This is a genomic window from Psychrobacter okhotskensis (genome assembly GCF_013248965.1).
In the GTDB taxonomy this organism is placed as follows: Bacteria; Pseudomonadota; Gammaproteobacteria; order Pseudomonadales; family Moraxellaceae; genus Psychrobacter; species Psychrobacter okhotskensis.
In genome coordinates this window covers 1-15,963 of the sequence record NZ_JABRVQ010000026.1, presented here as the reverse complement: position 1 = coordinate 15,963, position 15,963 = coordinate 1, and the positions used below count along the sequence as shown (strand labels likewise).

Genomic DNA, 15,963 nt, shown 5'->3' with positions numbered 1-15,963 from the left:
ACAGTCATTAGGTACAGATAAAAATTGTAGAGATTAAAATTAATGTTGTTAAAAATTAACAGCATTGTCATCTTTAAATGAAGACGTCAAAGGTTTGTCTTTTGATTTAGCAATACTAATCATGTGCGGCTGAGACAAGTTTTTAGTAACGAAGCTTTTAGCACTGAGGTTTTTAGTAATTAAGGTCTCAGCAGCTACCTTTTTATTTGCAACCTGATATTCTTCATAGCTGTAATTATCCAGCATCACCTTGGCAGCCCATACTTTTAGAATACAAACCATCACGGCGCAGCCAAATAGTAGCGGTGAATATAACAGGGAAAATGGCGATACAATTATGGCTGTGGTTATATTTAACATTAGCAATACTTTAGGCATCGCCATTAAATTGGCAACATAAACTGATTTTCGCGTACGTATCAACTCTTGCTTCGGCGTACAGATAAACGGCTTCTTTTGTCCCCATAGTACTGGCCACCATGATAAAGCGCCCAACTCCCAAAAATTCAGATGCACAGCCCAAACCCGCAAACGATTACTTAAGCTTGGCGCAGCTCCATTGCTAGTTTGCTGATTGAGCGGTGCCCTATCCTGCATATATGCCCATAAACGCCTACCCAAAAATATGGCGTAACTCGCATACACGATATATAAAGGAGCAAGCAAAGCATAAATATTTAAACTGGTGCTGAATAGTAGCGCACTCGTAATAATGAGTAGCGTCAATAGCTGCAATACGATAAAGATACCGGTAAAATTGACCCAAGCACTAAGCTGAGATAAGTGTGCACCCATGTACGCTAGGCGCTCACTAATTTTCTTTTTTGTAGATAAACTTGCCGTAGACGAATTTGACGCCGTAGAAAAATAAGTATTAAGCACTTGCATATTGCCATAGATCCAGCGTCGCCGCTGGCTCATCAAGTCGTGCAAGGTAGTGGGTAGCAGTCCTGTCGCGATAACCTCAGGGACAAACTGACTGCGCAAGCCGCGACCATGCATCAGCACACCCATCTGCGCATCTTCGGTAATTGATGCGCCTGACCAGCCGCCTAAATCTAGTAGCGCGCGACGACGAATAACCGCATAAGTCCCTGTTGATAGCGCACGTTTACGGTTGAATGGACGGTATAAATGATGATTGAAATAATGATTTAATTCGCTATGAATATCGACTCGCCCTGCGTCCCGATAAAACTGCGGAAATTGCAAGAGCGCATGAGACGGATAGCGTTCGATAGCATTTGCAATTGATATTCGCGCCTGCGGTAACGCCTGATAATCACTGTCGACTACTACTATATGACTGCAATTAGGATCCATGAGTCCCAACGCTAAATTAAGCGCGCCTGCTTTAAAGCCTGCGACTGAATCGATATGATAAAAATGTACATTATGACGCGCATCAAGACTGGCACAGAACTGTGCTAATGGCTCGTATAGAGACGTTTGGGTATTATTATTATCGACAATTAAAATCTCATCATCGTCCGCTTTGATAGCTAACAACGACTTAATCGTTTCAATGACCATTGCTGCCGGCTCAGCACGAGTCATCAGCTGGAAACTTAAGCGTATAGGATTTTCTGAGGTATAAGAACGCCCAGTATGGATATTTAGAGTGTCTCTAGAATAGCCCGCAACATCAGCATAGCCATCCATGCTGCCATTATAATCTTTTAGAACACGATTACCTTTTAACGCACTGTCTTTATATAAGCCAACTTTATATCGTTCAATTTTTGGTACGGCAGATTTCAATAAGTCAATCATTAAAGGATTGAAATCGTTTTTAGAGTCATTAACAATGCTATTGCCAAGAATGCGATCGTTAAAGATGCCATCGCTAAATAAATAAGCGCTTAGCCTATTTTCCATCATAGGAAGTGAGCTCAAAAAAATTGAGCGTGTACCAGTATAGACTTCCTTATTGACGGTCATGGTTAATCCTTTGATGAACATATCGATACTGTAGGTAACAGCTTTAGGTAAGCTAAAATAAGCCTAGAGAATTGATAATAGTCAAAAGGACTAATAATGATTACTTATAATCTGTCTAATAAAATAGATTAATGTAACTTCAAGTAAAACATGTAAAAACATTTATAAATTAGGTACTTATAAGCCAAAAAACTTTAGTGAGCGTCCTGTCGAAAAAGGCAAAAAAATTTCAAACAAAAAAATACCGCCCTTATTAGAAATAAAAGCGGTATTTAAAATTTCAATAAGCGAACTAAGACAAACTGTCCTTTTAGCTCAAAATACTAAAAGTTGGTTCGAGATACCAAAAGTTAGTTCAAGATACCGTAGGCACATAACGCATCAGCCACGCGCTTGAAGCCCACGATATTGGCGCCAGCCATATAGTCGATATAGCCATCATCAGTCTGACCATAGTTTTCTGATGCTTCAGCGGCACAATCATGAATATTTTTCATAATACGCTTTAGGCGCTCATCGATTTCTTCAAAGGTTTTATATTGGCGCACTGAGTTTTGTGACATCTCAAGACCAGATACTGCCACACCGCCAGCGTTAGCCGCTTTGCCTGGTGCATAGTGGACACGGTGCAGACGAATATAATCAACAGCTTCGGCAGTCAATGGCATGTTAGCGCCTTCAGCGATATATTTGATGCCGTTTTCAACCATTAATTTAGCATCATCTTCGTTGACTTCGTTCTGTGTCGCTGATGGGATAGCGATATCACCTTTGATGTGCCATGGTTTTTGCTTAGCAAACCACTCACCACCATAAACATCAACATAATCACACAGTGGCTTGCTTTGTGCTTTTTGATTTTTTAGCCAATCAATTTTTTCTTGATCCATGCCTTTTTCATCATACAACGTACCTTGTGAGTCAGATACTGTCAGTACGGTTGCGCCTAGCATATTCGCTTTTTCGGCGGCGTGCAGTGAGACGTTACCCGCCCCTGAGATCAGCACTTTTTTGCCCTTGATGTTTTCGTTTTGCGCAGCCATCATATTTTCTAAGAAATAAACCGCGCCGTAGCCTGTCGCTTCTGTGCGCATTAAGCTACCACCAAAACCAACGCCTTTACCAGTCAAGACACCGCCGTGCTCGCGAGTCAAGTTTTTATACATGGCAAACATATAGCTGACTTCACGTCCACCCACACCGATATCGCCTGCTGGTACGTCAATGTCCTTGCTGACGTACTGATGCAACTCGCGCATAAAGGCATAACAAAAACGGCGGATTTCGCTGTCCGACTTACCTTTAGGATCAAAGTCAGCACCACCTTTACCGCCGCCCATTGGTAGACCTGTTAAGGCGTTTTTAAAGATTTGCTCAAAGCCCAAAAACTTCAATACGGATTGGTTGACGGTAGGATGGAAGCGAACGCCACCTTTGTACGGGCCTAAAGCATTGCTGAACTGGACACGCCAGCCACGATTGACTTGCACTTCACCTTGATCATTTTCCCAGTTAATACGGAAGCAAATAATACGATCAGGCTCAACCAAACGCTCAAATATCTTTAAATGTTCATATTCTGGATGAGCGTCATACAGAGGTGCGATGGTAAGCGCAACTTCTTTTACCGCTTGCACGAATTCAGGTTGATGGGCATAACGTTCTTCGATTTTTTCGATGGCCTGACTGATACTCATATAGCTTCCTTAAGGTAAAAATTGTGATCTGTTGATATACATCCACGTCTTATCATTTGCTAGCAAACGATAGGATTATAAACGCCGATGTGGGATTAAAACGCTCCTATACACAGGTCGGTATAAAAACTAATGGGATTGAACGCCAACTGTTTGTCTTCTATAAATAATCGGTTAAATGCATAGCTAATAGGTAACAACTATTTTTATCTCATATCTATATATCATTTTTAGGGTCTATAAGTCTAGTAAATATCACCATCATGAAAAGTGATGTGACTTTTTTCAGTATAGTTAATGCGGCAGGTTTTTGTTTGTACTCCATAGTCAAACGATGAGCAGCAATTATTCGCTTATCACTAAACCTTTTTAACGAAAAGAATCTATCGCACAATTCACTTGTTAAAAAACGTTAAATCAGTGGTAATGAGGTATAAAAATAAATAACTATTCAATATTTTATTAAAATCTATATCAGAGATAGTGATAAAAAGTAGAAATCGACCACTAAGCAGTAAAATATCTAGAAAATACCTCTTTTATTGGCATAATCGTATATCAATATTATTAGTAAGGAATTGTAATGCCCTTCTTAAAGCAAGGATATTTTGGCTAACGCCACTCGTTCACAAATACATACCAACCACCAGTACAGAGAAAGCGATATGCGTACAGATTCATTCCAGCAGATTTTGGAAGACCTAAACAGCTCATCAGCCGATGTAGAAGCATCTGCCCTTATTTCTAACGATGGTCTGATGATTGCTTCAGCCTTACCAACGGGCGTTGATGAAGATCGCGTTGGCGCCATGTCAGCCGCGCTTTTATCCTTGGGTGACCGCGCAGGTCGTGAGCTCGCACGCGGCAGTATCGATCGCATTATGATTCAAGGTGAAAAAGGCTATGTCATCATGACGTCCTCAGGAGATGAGGCTGTCTTGACCATTATGGCAAAACCCAATGCCAAGCTTGGTTTGATATTCTTGGATATCAAGCGCGCCTCAGAAGCCCTAGCCAAACTCATCTAATTGGTGAGCATAAAGCACTGTCGATGCCGCGTTATGGTTATCGCTATAGATAACAAGAGATAGCAAGTTATCCGTCCTACTCTAAATTAAAATTGGTGCTATGTCTTATAAAAACTATTTAAGGTAGTGCACACTGTTTATATGAAAGGCTTCAATGATGAGAGAAGAGATGAGCGATGAACTTATTAGAACAATAAAAAATATCTGGCTTATCATTCATTCTATTATCGACCGCTAACACACCAAATCCGCTTTTTAACCCTTATGAATACAACGTTAAATAAAGGAGATTACGATGGGTTCTCCACTCCCTGATGCACAAAAACCTGAGTTACCTGCAGAACAAATCATGCTGACTTATCACGATGGTACATCGCGTACTGTCTATGATACTGGTATTGAACGCCCCTACCCAGACGGCAAGCTTATCATCTCGCGTACAGATTTGGACGGCATTTTAACGCACGTCAACGACGCCTTTGTCGAGATTAGTGGCTACAATGTCGACGAGTTAATCGGCAAACAGCACTATATTTTGCGTCATCCTGACATGCCTAAAGCGGCTTATAAAGACTTGTGGGATACCGCTGAGTCTGGGCAGAAATGGCACGGTTACGTCAAAAACTTATGCAAAGACGGCAGCCATTATTGGGTATATGCCACGGTCGTGCCTAATATTCGTCACGGCGAAACGGTGGGTTATACCTCGGTCCGCCGTAAGCCATCACGCAGCAAGATTGATGCAGCAATGGCTCAGTATGCTGAAATGAAACAAAATGAGGAAGGCTAAATCATGAGTGAACCCACGTATAACTTATTAATCGCCCCTGATTTTTCTCCTGAGCGCTTTGCCGGTTGGCATATGTTTAACACCCTTATGCAAAAGCGTGCGGGTATTCATATGCATCTCAACACACCGACGTCGTATGCTGAACAAGAAGCCCTTATCAAAGCAGGCAACGTCCATGTCATTTACGCCAATCCCTTTGATGCAGCGGCGCTGATACGCGAGCAAGGCTACCGTGCTATTGCCCGCCCTATCGGAAAATCGGATGAAATGGTCATTGCGGCAGCGGCAAATAGCGATATCAATCGTTTAGAAGATATCCGTGCTGGCGCGACAGTAGCGATGGCGGACAACCGTGATGTTAAGCTGATTGGCTTACGTTTACTCGAAGCGGTTGATATAGAAGATTCGGATCTCAATTGGGATGTCACCGAAACCTACCAAGCCGCCGCGCGCAAAGTCATTAAAGGGGAGGTCCAAGCGGCGTTCTTTTTGGCAGAGATTTTCCATGGCTTTTCACGTCTGACCAAAACCCAGCTATCGGTACTTATCGAAAGTGATTTGGCAGATATCAGTCACGTTTTATTAATCAAAGACGATGTTGCCGATGCCGCAGCGATCACCGATGCCGTCCTGAATTTTAATAAGGATGACGATGGTCAAGAAGCACTGGCTGAACTGGGTATGCCTGAAGGATTTGAGCCTATGAGTGAAGAAGACGCTGAGTTTATGATAGATTTGATGCAGACCTTGCTTGACTAGGGCATGTCTTCATTTCAAAAATGGTGATAAAAATGAGATAAATTGCCGTCAAACAAGAAAAAATAGCGCAGATAATATCGGGATATTAACCAGCTATTTGACGATGTTTGGCAAGATTTAGCCATTTTTAGCCCATTTAGATGACTATCGAATGAGTTGAAGACACGCCCTAGTATGTTATCTAGTGTTTTGCTTAGCATTCTGCTTCACCTTGGTTTTATTTTGCTTAGTTAGGTTATCGCCTATGGCACTCGAGTGCGAGCGATGACCTAAAGGACACCATTATGTCTGATGTAGACCTTATTAAAGAAAGTGAGATGGCCGCGCGCAAGGTGTTTCGTTTTTACTCGCGCAAGGTATTCTTGGCGCCCAATAATCGGTATTTTCACGAACAACGTATCAATGCAGCACTGTTATTAAACGAGAAAGAACCGCTACAAGGTGCTGTGGCGGACTTTTTTTATGGCTGCTGGTATGACATTCCTTACGATGTGACCAATTTATTTACTCGTATTCAAGACCGCCTGTATCCGCAGGTTGAGCAGGGTTTTCGCGACTGTATTAATAAAAAAAGCTATATTCAGCGCAATAGTATGCTGGCGACCCGTTGGAGCGTGCTGGTGTCGCCATCGCTGAACGAGCAGACAAAGCGTTTGCGTATCAGTAGCGATGATGCCAAAGAGATTGCAAAAGACATCACCACTGAGCTGATGCAAGCACGCAATAATCAAGACTGGGGCACGATTGAGCAAATCGAAAATGAGTTCTTTGCCCACTGTATCGCGCGCCATGATCGCCTTGCCTTCTCATTAGTTTGGTTTCGCTTAGGCAAAAGCGATTGGCAGTTTGATGAACGTTGGAACCATTGCCAGCAACGCCTTGACCAAACTAACGGCCAGAATATCAAAACTTAACTTATCGCCTATTTAAAACTTCCCAACAACGGTAGCCGCTATGTCTTCTTACTTAAACGCTGATAAAACCTATCTGACCTTAACCCCAGCCGGTATTTTTGAGGCATTTTCACAAAACGAGCCGACCGATGCGCAGCTGTCTTTACAGGATTTATTATCCTATGAGCAGACACTACTGGCTGCTGACTGGCTAGCACGCTACTCTGACGGGTGGTTACAAAGCTTTATTGAACAAGGTTGGATTGAAAAGCTGTCTCTGTTTTTACCCGCGCCCAATCTGCCCTTGGATCAATTTCTACCCTACGTGGTAGCGAGCTTATCTGGTAAGCGCCGAGCAGCCATTGGCTCTGATGAAGGGTTTTGTCTTGCTCGGATTGGCTATAGTCAAGAAGAAGCAGATATGCTAAGTGTGGCGGCGGCTGACTTTTCAGGCTTTATGCTACGCCAGAAGCAACGCGGCTGGGCAGTAGAAAGCCAAGCGATTTCGTTCTTTCAGCAAGTAGACTTGTTGATTCCTGAGACCAGCTTTGTATTCTTATGGATTGATGGTTCAGGTTATGTACTCATCATCGATGGTGAGCCTCTGACCAATAGTCGTGCCTTTGTGGAGTTGGTCTGGGCATTAAAAACGTCTGGACTAAGATTTTTGAATTAAAGTGACTGCCTGACTTTAAGCGGGTCACAATCTAACGTATTAGGCTGGATACCTCGCCTCTATTGCTGCGCCTTAGGATAAGTAATAAGTAATAAGCACTATTCACTTTTTATATAAGCTATTTTTCTACGCTTGCGCTATGTTCAACGTGTCATATAGTGAGTGAAAAGTAATATCGAACCATCATGCACTGCTGATATCAACTTTTCTTGCTTGCTGTGCCTGCGCAGACAGAGGCTACAAAAAATTGATATCAGCAATACCGTCACGTTTTAGAATATTTTGACTATAGCTAATTGCTACTAAATATTTGATAATTAGTTAGCTAATCGGTAATTAGTAAGAATAACCTCCTCAGAATTAACAACAACTTGTCAAATGTTAGGTCATACTATCATCGTCCAAATGAGAATATTTTTTCTACCTATTCTTTTACTTGACGCTTATCACCTCCCCAAGATTTAAACGCTGCAAACCCTACCCAACAGCTTTTCCCCTCATTGAAAGTGGCACCCTCTGCCAAAGCTTGCATTCTTGCTTATTTTTTAGGACAGTTTATGACTTCGCTGACCACTGTGCGCGTGCGTTATCAAACGATTGAAATTGGCAACACCGATATCCATATTTGCACCTTACGTGACAACCAACAATTTAGCGACCCTGACGATGAGGCGCTTAACCTAGGTATTTGCTCGGCTTCTTGGCCGATGTTTGGCGTGATTTGGCCGTCAAGCTTGGTATTGGCCAATCACATGCTCGATTATGATATTGCGGGCAAGCGTATCTTGGAGGTTGGCTGCGGCATGGCATTATCGAGCCTGCTGCTCAATCATCGGCATGCAGACATTACGGCGACCGACTATCATCCGACAGTTGAGTACTTCCTTGATCGCAATACCACCTTGAATAACAATAAAGAGATTAACTTTGAGCGTTTGGACTGGTCAGAGGACAATAGCCATCTTGGCAAGTTTGATATCATTATCGGTAGTGATTTACTCTATGAAGACCAACATATTGATATTTTGGCTGAATTTATCGAACGTCATGCGTTACCAAAATGTGAGGTCATCGTCGTAGACCCTGGGCGTGGCCGAAAAAACAAGCTAACCAATAAAATGCTTGAATATGGTTTTAGCAGTCAACACGTCAAGCCCGAGAATACCACTTATCTTGACTTGCCATTTAAAGGGCATATTTTGACGTTTTCGCGGGATAATAGTAAGTAAATCCTATAAATGGTAATTATAAATACAGTCAATTTTCGATAGTGTTTTGCCATTGCTGCCGCGTTATTTTGTATAACACATGCTTGGCAAGTGGGTGTTTAGCATCAAGCATAGGGTGATAAAAATCTTCCTGTGTATCCGCCATGCCAAGGCGCTGCATGATAAGCTGCGAGTGTCTATTAATGACTGCGGTGAAAGCGACGACCTCGTTAAGTGCTAGAACTTCAAAAGCAAATTTCAGCGCTGCACGCGCGGCTTCAGTGGCGTAACCCTGTCCCCAATAGTCTTTATGCAGCCGCCAAGCAATCTCCACACAAGGCGCAAATGACATATCCGCATGAGCTGCATTTAAACCCACCATGCCAATAAAGCTATTGTCCGCTTTTGGGCCGTCTTTTTCACTCACTGCCCAAAACCCCCAGCCATTATCTGCAATCAGCTGCTGGCATTTATTGGCTATTACATCGCTCAATTTTGGCGACAATAGCTTGGGGAAGTAACGCATGACTTCTGGATCGGCATTCATTTCAGCAAACACCCCAAAGTCAGCTGGCTGCCACTGTCTCAAATAAAGACGTTTAGTTTCTATCACCTTTGTCATTGAAGCCTCTATCTGTGATTATGTATCAAGCCAGCCTTGTTGCTTGGCATAAGTCAGTTGCTCAGGCGTGTCAATATCATAGCTGAGCTGATGCTCATTCACGGTACTTATTTGGCTAGAAGGCAGTCCTCTAATTAAGTAACGCAGCCCTTTATCTCCTGTTAACGATGCTTGCCATTGTTTTAGCAACTCGTAATCAATCGCTAAAGGCAATCCGATGATATCTTTTTTAAAAGTTTCAGTATCGGCTGTTTTATCTAAATCCTGCCCATTACTCCAATGTCTCAAACTACTATAGCCACTTGCAACCACCATCTGTGTGCCTGCTAGCAAGGTTAGCAAATGCTCTTCATCTAGCAGTACTTGGTCAATCCCCATTATCAAAACACGCTTAATAAGACTGTCGTCAAGATTAACTAACGCCTCAATACCCAGATATAAACTATGCGCCATACCCATTTTGGGTATTGGATTCATTACCGTGTTAACAATGGCATGCTGAGTAGCTAACTCGGTAATCGCACTGGCTATTGATGGATTATCTTCAGGAATAACAATGATAATGGCTTGCGGCTGAGTCGCTAATGCAAGCTTGGTCATATAGCGGATTAATGGCTCATCATCTTTGCAGAGTAGTTGCTTCGCTTGACCCAAACGCTGGCTTAATCCACTTGCTAAAATAATAACAGCATGCTTTTGAGTCATCATGCCTGACTCATCATAGCTATATTGCTATTTGCTAAATCTACACATTTAGCTGGTGGCGTTTGTTCGTGCATGACTGCATTTATCTGCGCCATGATACCCAGCGCCAAAGCTTCGGGCCCATCGCCACCTAACTTATAGCCGATAGGATAATGTAATTTACTTATGCCAGCCGATAAATTCGCTTGATTGACTTTAGTGGCGCTGATTTCTTCAATTAAACGTTCGGTACGATAGCGCGGGCCCAATTGCCCAAGGTACTTATAGTGATTGGCACGTGTCAATAGTACCGCAAGGCGAGCACGGTCTTGACTGAGGCTATGTGACATCAGTGCCACAGCAGCGTTATGACTGAGCTTTAGCAAAGTATCCGTATCTTCCAACGATAACGGCAGCACTTCATCTGCTTGCGGGAAACGTATACGTGTGGCGTATTGCGCGCGACTATCTACAACGGTGACATGCCAATCTTGCAATTTTGCCATGGTGACCAGCGGCATCACATCATTGCCTGCCCCGCAAATCAGCAAACGGATTTGTGGCTCTAATCTTTGCACCAGCCACTCTGTGGTTAGATGTTTACTGTCTTCACTTTTTATGACCACGTATTCAGCGTTTTTATCACCAAGCTCATGTTGAGCTAGGTTTTCGACCGTATTGAAAAGAGTATTTGAAACATCAAACCCGGCTTGATTTAAGCTGTTACTAGTGCCAATACCATTAGCGCCTATAGTCGTAATTTGTTCTGACTCGGTATAATTATCCAAATTAATGCGCATACCGATTTGCAGTTCAGGATTTGATTTTTGGCGACTAGCAGAGCGAATTAATGTGGCTATCGTGACGGGTTGCTGCGTACCTCGAACTTGACCAATAACATTCAAAAGCGCCGTCGCTGTCGTTAAGCGCTCAAACAAAACATGTACCCGTCCATTACATCCTAAGCCAAAATTCAACTCGTCTAAATCAAGATCTGGCTCATCATGGAAATCAACATTTAAAAAATCGTCTCTAGACGTCTCTTCTTTAGCAGCTGCTTTCGCTTCGCCATTTTTGGTGTATTCAATATCATCGCCCGTTTGATAAACTTGGACATTAGCGCCATTGCGAGTGAGCCAAAAGGCGCGTTTGATGATGTGCGGCTCAAGGCAGCCCCCACTAATCATACCAACCGAACGTCCATCCGCGCAAATCAGCATCATCGCGCCAGCACGCCGATACGCTGAACCTTCAGTACGCACCACTGTCGCCAATACAGCATCAACGTTTTGTTGAGCGGCCTCGCCTGCCAGCTTAAGAATGTCAGCGATTTGATTCATAACGCCTCTTACTTTATTTGTATTATAAATACTCAAGTTGTGAAAACCCGCTACTTAAGCGGGTTTCTTTAATACAACAACTTCTATAGAAAATTACTCTGGCATCTCAGCTAGCAATTTATCAAGCGTAATCGGAAAGTCGTAAACTCGTACGCCAACCGCATTATAGATGGCATTGGCAATGGCAGCAGCAGCACCGGAAATCGCTGTTTCACCAATTCCCTTAATATGCATCGGGTTGGTATAAGGATCGTCTTCCTCTACCAAAATGACATCTAACTGCGGTACGTCGGCATTCACGGGGACATGGTATTCAGCAAGGTCATGGTTGCATAGGCGACCGTCACGTTTGTCATGAATCACTTCTTCCATCAACGCTGAGCCAATACCGAACACCATACCGCCATAGCATTGCGACGTTGCAGTTTTGTGGTTCAGAATACGACCAGCGGCAAATGCACCTGTCATACGTTTCACCCGAATCTCACCAGTGACTTTATGAACCGCCACTTCAGCGAAGTTCGCACCAAAAGAGGCTTGGCGATGGCTCTTACCGTTCTTACCCGGTTTTATCTGGCCTTTGGCAGTGATTTTTTGCTCATCATAGTCAGCGACCACATCCGCAAGCGCATAAGACTCTGTATTATCAAAATCATACTCTTGTGATGCTGACTGTCCTGATAGCGAAAGCCCTGTGGTTTGCGATAGCTTATCAATAGTGCTGTCAGCAAATGATTGGCCGCTCTTTTTGGCAGCTTCCATTGCCGTTAAAGCATGCTCGCCTGTTTTCTTGATTTGACCATTGTCTAACTGAATGTTGTCAGGATACAGACCAACTTTTTCTGCTAGCATTTCACGCAGCTGCTCACAAGCAAGATAGACACCACTACCCGCACTCGCAGCACCCCAACTGCCACCTGAGCCTGATGCTGGTGGCAATGCACTGTCACCTAGTTTCATCTCAACATGGTCGATAGGCAGTCCTAACAGGTCTGCCGCTACCTGAGAAAACACCGTATAAGACCCTGTACCGATGTCTGTCATGTCTGTCTCGATAACTGCTTTGATACCAAGTGCTTTTGACTCATCTACCTGTAGGGTTGCACGTGCTTCAGATGGCTGTAATTGGTTACCACGGGCAGCCGCCGCCATGCCTGTACCTATCCACCAGTCACCTTCTAATTGACTGGCAGGCTTGGGATTATGCTTATCCCAACCAAACTGTTCAGCGCCCTTCTCCATACAAGCGACTAGCTGACGGGTGGAGAAAGGAATCTCTTCGGTAGGGTCCTCTTCAGGCTCATTACGGCGGCGCAGCTCGATTGGATCAATGTCCAGCTGTGAGGCTAGCTCGTCCATGGCACATTCAACCGCAATCAAACCCACCGCCTCACCCGGCGCACGCATAGAGCCTGATAACACTTGGTTCATATCTACTTTTTGGTAGTTTACTCGGCGGTTCTCACCACGATATAAATAATGAGTAGACAATGCCGTCGGCTCAAAAAACCCTTCTTCAGGTAGATTGCTAGTCACCGTATCGTGAATCATAGTATCGATAATGCCATTTTCATCACAGCCAATAGCGATACGCTGACGGGTGTTTGAACGTCTTACCGTCGCTTCCATTACTTGCGGACGCGTCATAGTAATCAGCACAGGGCGACCAAGCTCTTTTGCCGCAATCGCTGCCGCAATTGACTCTGGAGCGATGCCCAGCTTACTGCCAAAACCGCCACCGACATAATAGGCAATCAGTTGCACTTGATCTTTCTTTAAGTCTAAGGCGTCCATGACTTGCTGTTTACAAGACGCTATCATCTGATTAGAGGTATACATAATGAGCTTATCATCTTCCCAATGTGCCAATGTCACATGCGGCTCCATAGCCGAGCTGTTTTGGCTTGGGGTATGATATACGCGATCAACGGTTACCGCAGCATTAGCAAGCCCGTGCTCTGGATCGCCTTGTTCAGAATTTTTATCGGAGCCTTCTCTTTCATTAACATCATGAGCATTGGGCAGCTCTTTGGTAAAGTCTAAAGCGGCTTGGTCAGTTTCGTCTTTATAAGTCACTTTGATAGCGTTTGCGCCTTCTGTTGCCGCCTCAAAAGTCTCAGCAATCACCACCGCTATCGGCTGACCATGGTAGAAAATCTCGCTCGCGCCTTGCTTGGGTGCTTTTTTTTCACCACCTTGTTGTGAATTACGTAAGAAATGCTCAGGATCGGTCACCACTTTGATGATACCGGGAATATCGTCTAGAGCACTGCTATCGATATTTTCCACCTCACCTTTAGCAATAGTTGCCCCAACCAAGACGCCATAAACTTGGTTTTCTAAATGAATCTCTGCCGAATAAGGCGCTTGACCACTGACCTTTAATGAGCCATCAACACGGTTAATGGGTTTACCAACCAGTTTGCTTGCCGTTTTGTCAAACAAAGTGTCAACAGGCTTATCCATGGTCATTTTTTTGGTCGATTCTGCTGGAAGTACTGAGTCCAATAATGACATGATTATGCTCCCTTGCCCGCTAATGCGCGCTGAATAACTTGTTTTAGTAGGCGACGCGTCAACGGTATTTTAAAGTCGTTCTGACCATTACCTTTGGCATCATGCAATAATAGATCAGCGGCCTGCGTGATAACATCGCTATTGCCATCGGTATCCATTAATAGTGCCTCAACCTCTTCATTACGCCATGGCTTGGTACCGATGCCGCCGAACGCCAAACGTACTGTCTTTAGGTTGCCATTGTCGTCAGCATCGATGACTGCGGCACAAGATACCAGTGCAAAAGCGTAAGAAGCGCGATCACGCACTTTGTCATAGGTATGCATGCCCTTAATAGGGGCAGGTAGTACAACATGAGTAATCAGCTCGCCTGCTTCTAGCACATTTTCGATATGCGGCGTGTCTTTTGGCAAACAATAAAAATCTTTGACATCGATAGCGCGAGTCGAGCCATCTGCTTTAACTGTCTCTATCGTGGCATCCAGTAAGCGCATTGCCACTGCCATATCGGATGGGTGCTGAGCAATACATGAATCACTGGTACCTAAGACAGCTAGGGTACGGTTCTCCCCGTTGATAGCAGGACATCCTGTGCCCGGTTCACGTTTATTACAAGCGCTGTCTGTTTGATAAAAATAATAGCAACGAGTACGCTGCAAAAAATTGCCGCCCGTTGTCGCTCTGTTACGTAGCTGACCAGTCGCTCCTGCCAAGATAGCTCGGGACAATACTGGATAGTTTGCAATCACCTCAGGATGCGCGGCCAAATCGCTATTGGTCACAAGCGTACCAATACGTAAACCACCATCGGCAGTCGTTTCTACTTGCTCTAATTCTAAACGAGTGATATCGACCAGTTTGATTGGGGTTTCGATCTCTAGTTTCATGAGATCTAATAAGTTAGTACCACCTGCGATGAAAGAAGCGTCTTTGCTGCTAGCAGAGGTTGCTGCTTGCTTAGGTGCATCAGCGCGGCTATATTCAAAACGTTTCATGAGTGGTCTCCTGCCTTGCCTGTTATTGTTTTGTTATTCGCTGAGGCTTTATGGAACTGAGCCTCGCTTGGCGGCGGTGACCAAATACCTGTTACGCTTGAATTTTGTGTAGAGGTGTCATTGGTCTGGGCAGCAGACTCTGACATCTCATTTTCAAGTACTTGTGAGATGGCTTTGATGATATTGGGATAAGCGGAGCAGCGACAGACATTACCACTCATACGCTCAGCGATTTCTTGTACTAGGAGGCCATCAGGATTTTGCAGGTCAGTAGTAACGTGGCTTGGCCAGTTTTGTTTGACCTCTTCTATCAATGCCGTCGCTGAACAGATTTGCCCAGGGGTGCAATAACCACACTGGAAAGCGTCATGATCTTTAAAGGCTTGTTGCAACTCAGATAACGACTCAGGCAATCCAATCCCCTCAATCGTCGTAATCTCATCGCCATCGTGCATGACCGCTAAGGTCAAACATGAATTCACGCGCTCACCATTAATGAGGATGGTACAGGCGCCACATTGACCGTGGTCACAGCCTTTTTTTGGTCCGGTGATTTGTAAATGTTGGCGGCAGACATCGAGCAATGTCGTGCGCGGATCGAGATTATCAAGCTGATAATCCTGCTTATTAATCGTTAACGTCAAGGTAGACATGCTGGCTTCTCGCTGGCAGATGAATATTAAATTATCGTTACTTATATAACCTAGATTCAAATAAGAAGTGCAACGTTTTAAAAGAATGAGTTGAAGAGTAAGATGTGCCGTGTTGCATTTCAAACTTCAACTCCTACATATCAGAACGTTATGAAACACT

Annotated in this window: 14 protein-coding genes; 6 read left to right on the top strand and 8 right to left on the bottom strand. The window is 44.0% G+C overall.

Translation table 11 applies throughout. The features are described 5' to 3' along the window. Positions 1-48: 48 nt before the first annotated feature. Both HQR03_RS11830 and gdhA read right to left on the bottom strand, forming a co-directional pair. Positions 49-1,941 carry a glycosyltransferase family 2 protein gene (locus tag HQR03_RS11830; protein ID WP_173240302.1) on the bottom strand — a complete coding sequence of 631 codons (1,893 nt, stop codon included), beginning with the start codon at positions 1,939-1,941 and terminating at the stop codon, positions 49-51. A gap of 350 nt (positions 1,942-2,291) precedes the next feature. After that, positions 2,292-3,638: an NADP-specific glutamate dehydrogenase gene (gdhA, locus tag HQR03_RS11825; protein ID WP_025650755.1), complete on the bottom strand. Its 1,347-nt coding sequence runs from the start codon at positions 3,636-3,638 to the stop codon at positions 2,292-2,294. 665 nt (positions 3,639-4,303) lie between these two features. On the opposite strand from gdhA, the gene HQR03_RS11820 reads away from it, so the two are divergent. From HQR03_RS11820 to HQR03_RS11795, 6 genes are all read left to right on the top strand, one after another. Beyond that, positions 4,304-4,666 carry a roadblock/LC7 domain-containing protein gene (locus HQR03_RS11820; protein WP_010201036.1) on the top strand — a complete coding sequence of 121 codons (363 nt, stop codon included), beginning with the start codon at positions 4,304-4,306 and terminating at the stop codon, positions 4,664-4,666. A gap of 295 nt (positions 4,667-4,961) precedes the next feature. Continuing rightward, complete coding sequence (locus tag HQR03_RS11815; RefSeq protein WP_173240301.1) at positions 4,962-5,456, top strand: PAS domain-containing protein; 495 nt, start codon at positions 4,962-4,964, stop codon at positions 5,454-5,456. Positions 5,457-5,459: 3 nt separating this feature from the next. After that, a complete protein-coding gene (locus HQR03_RS11810; protein ID WP_025650757.1) occupies positions 5,460-6,215 on the top strand; it encodes a phosphate/phosphite/phosphonate ABC transporter substrate-binding protein in 756 nt (251 codons plus the stop codon). 284 nt (positions 6,216-6,499) lie between these two features. Then, entirely contained in the window at positions 6,500-7,129 is a 630-nt protein-coding gene (locus HQR03_RS11805) for a hypothetical protein (protein ID WP_025650758.1), read from the top strand. Positions 7,130-7,169: 40 nt separating this feature from the next. Then, positions 7,170-7,784: a hypothetical protein gene (locus tag HQR03_RS11800; RefSeq protein WP_025650759.1), complete on the top strand. Its 615-nt coding sequence runs from the start codon at positions 7,170-7,172 to the stop codon at positions 7,782-7,784. A 557-nt stretch (positions 7,785-8,341) separates the two neighbouring features. Next, the gene (locus tag HQR03_RS11795; RefSeq protein ID WP_173240300.1) at positions 8,342-9,013 is read left to right on the top strand and encodes a class I SAM-dependent methyltransferase; all 672 of its coding nucleotides are present in this window, start codon (positions 8,342-8,344) and stop codon (positions 9,011-9,013) included. Between the two features lie 28 nt (positions 9,014-9,041). Here HQR03_RS11795 and HQR03_RS11790 read toward each other — a convergent pair whose 3' ends face one another. The 6 genes from HQR03_RS11790 to HQR03_RS11765 all read right to left on the bottom strand — a co-directional run bounded on the left by HQR03_RS11790 (position 9,042) and on the right by HQR03_RS11765 (position 15,803). Continuing rightward, positions 9,042-9,614, bottom strand: coding sequence for a GNAT family N-acetyltransferase (locus HQR03_RS11790; RefSeq protein WP_173240299.1), 573 nt, complete (start codon positions 9,612-9,614; stop codon positions 9,042-9,044). Positions 9,615-9,632: 18 nt separating this feature from the next. Continuing rightward, on the bottom strand, positions 9,633-10,322 hold the full coding sequence (locus HQR03_RS11785) for an NTP transferase domain-containing protein (protein ID WP_173240298.1): 690 nt from the start codon (positions 10,320-10,322) through the stop codon (positions 9,633-9,635). Continuing rightward, positions 10,319-11,638 carry an XdhC family protein gene (locus HQR03_RS11780; RefSeq protein WP_173240297.1) on the bottom strand — a complete coding sequence of 440 codons (1,320 nt, stop codon included), beginning with the start codon at positions 11,636-11,638 and terminating at the stop codon, positions 10,319-10,321. Before HQR03_RS11780 ends, HQR03_RS11785 begins: the two co-directional genes overlap by 4 nt. 93 nt (positions 11,639-11,731) lie before the next feature. Then, entirely contained in the window at positions 11,732-14,155 is a 2,424-nt protein-coding gene (locus HQR03_RS11775) for a xanthine dehydrogenase family protein molybdopterin-binding subunit (protein ID WP_173240296.1), read from the bottom strand. A 2-nt stretch (positions 14,156-14,157) separates the two neighbouring features. After that, entirely contained in the window at positions 14,158-15,150 is a 993-nt protein-coding gene (locus HQR03_RS11770) for an FAD binding domain-containing protein (RefSeq protein ID WP_173240295.1), read from the bottom strand. After that, a complete protein-coding gene (locus HQR03_RS11765; RefSeq protein WP_173240294.1) occupies positions 15,147-15,803 on the bottom strand; it encodes a 2Fe-2S iron-sulfur cluster-binding protein in 657 nt (218 codons plus the stop codon). Before HQR03_RS11765 ends, HQR03_RS11770 begins: the two co-directional genes overlap by 4 nt. Positions 15,804-15,963: the final 160 nt, after the last annotated feature.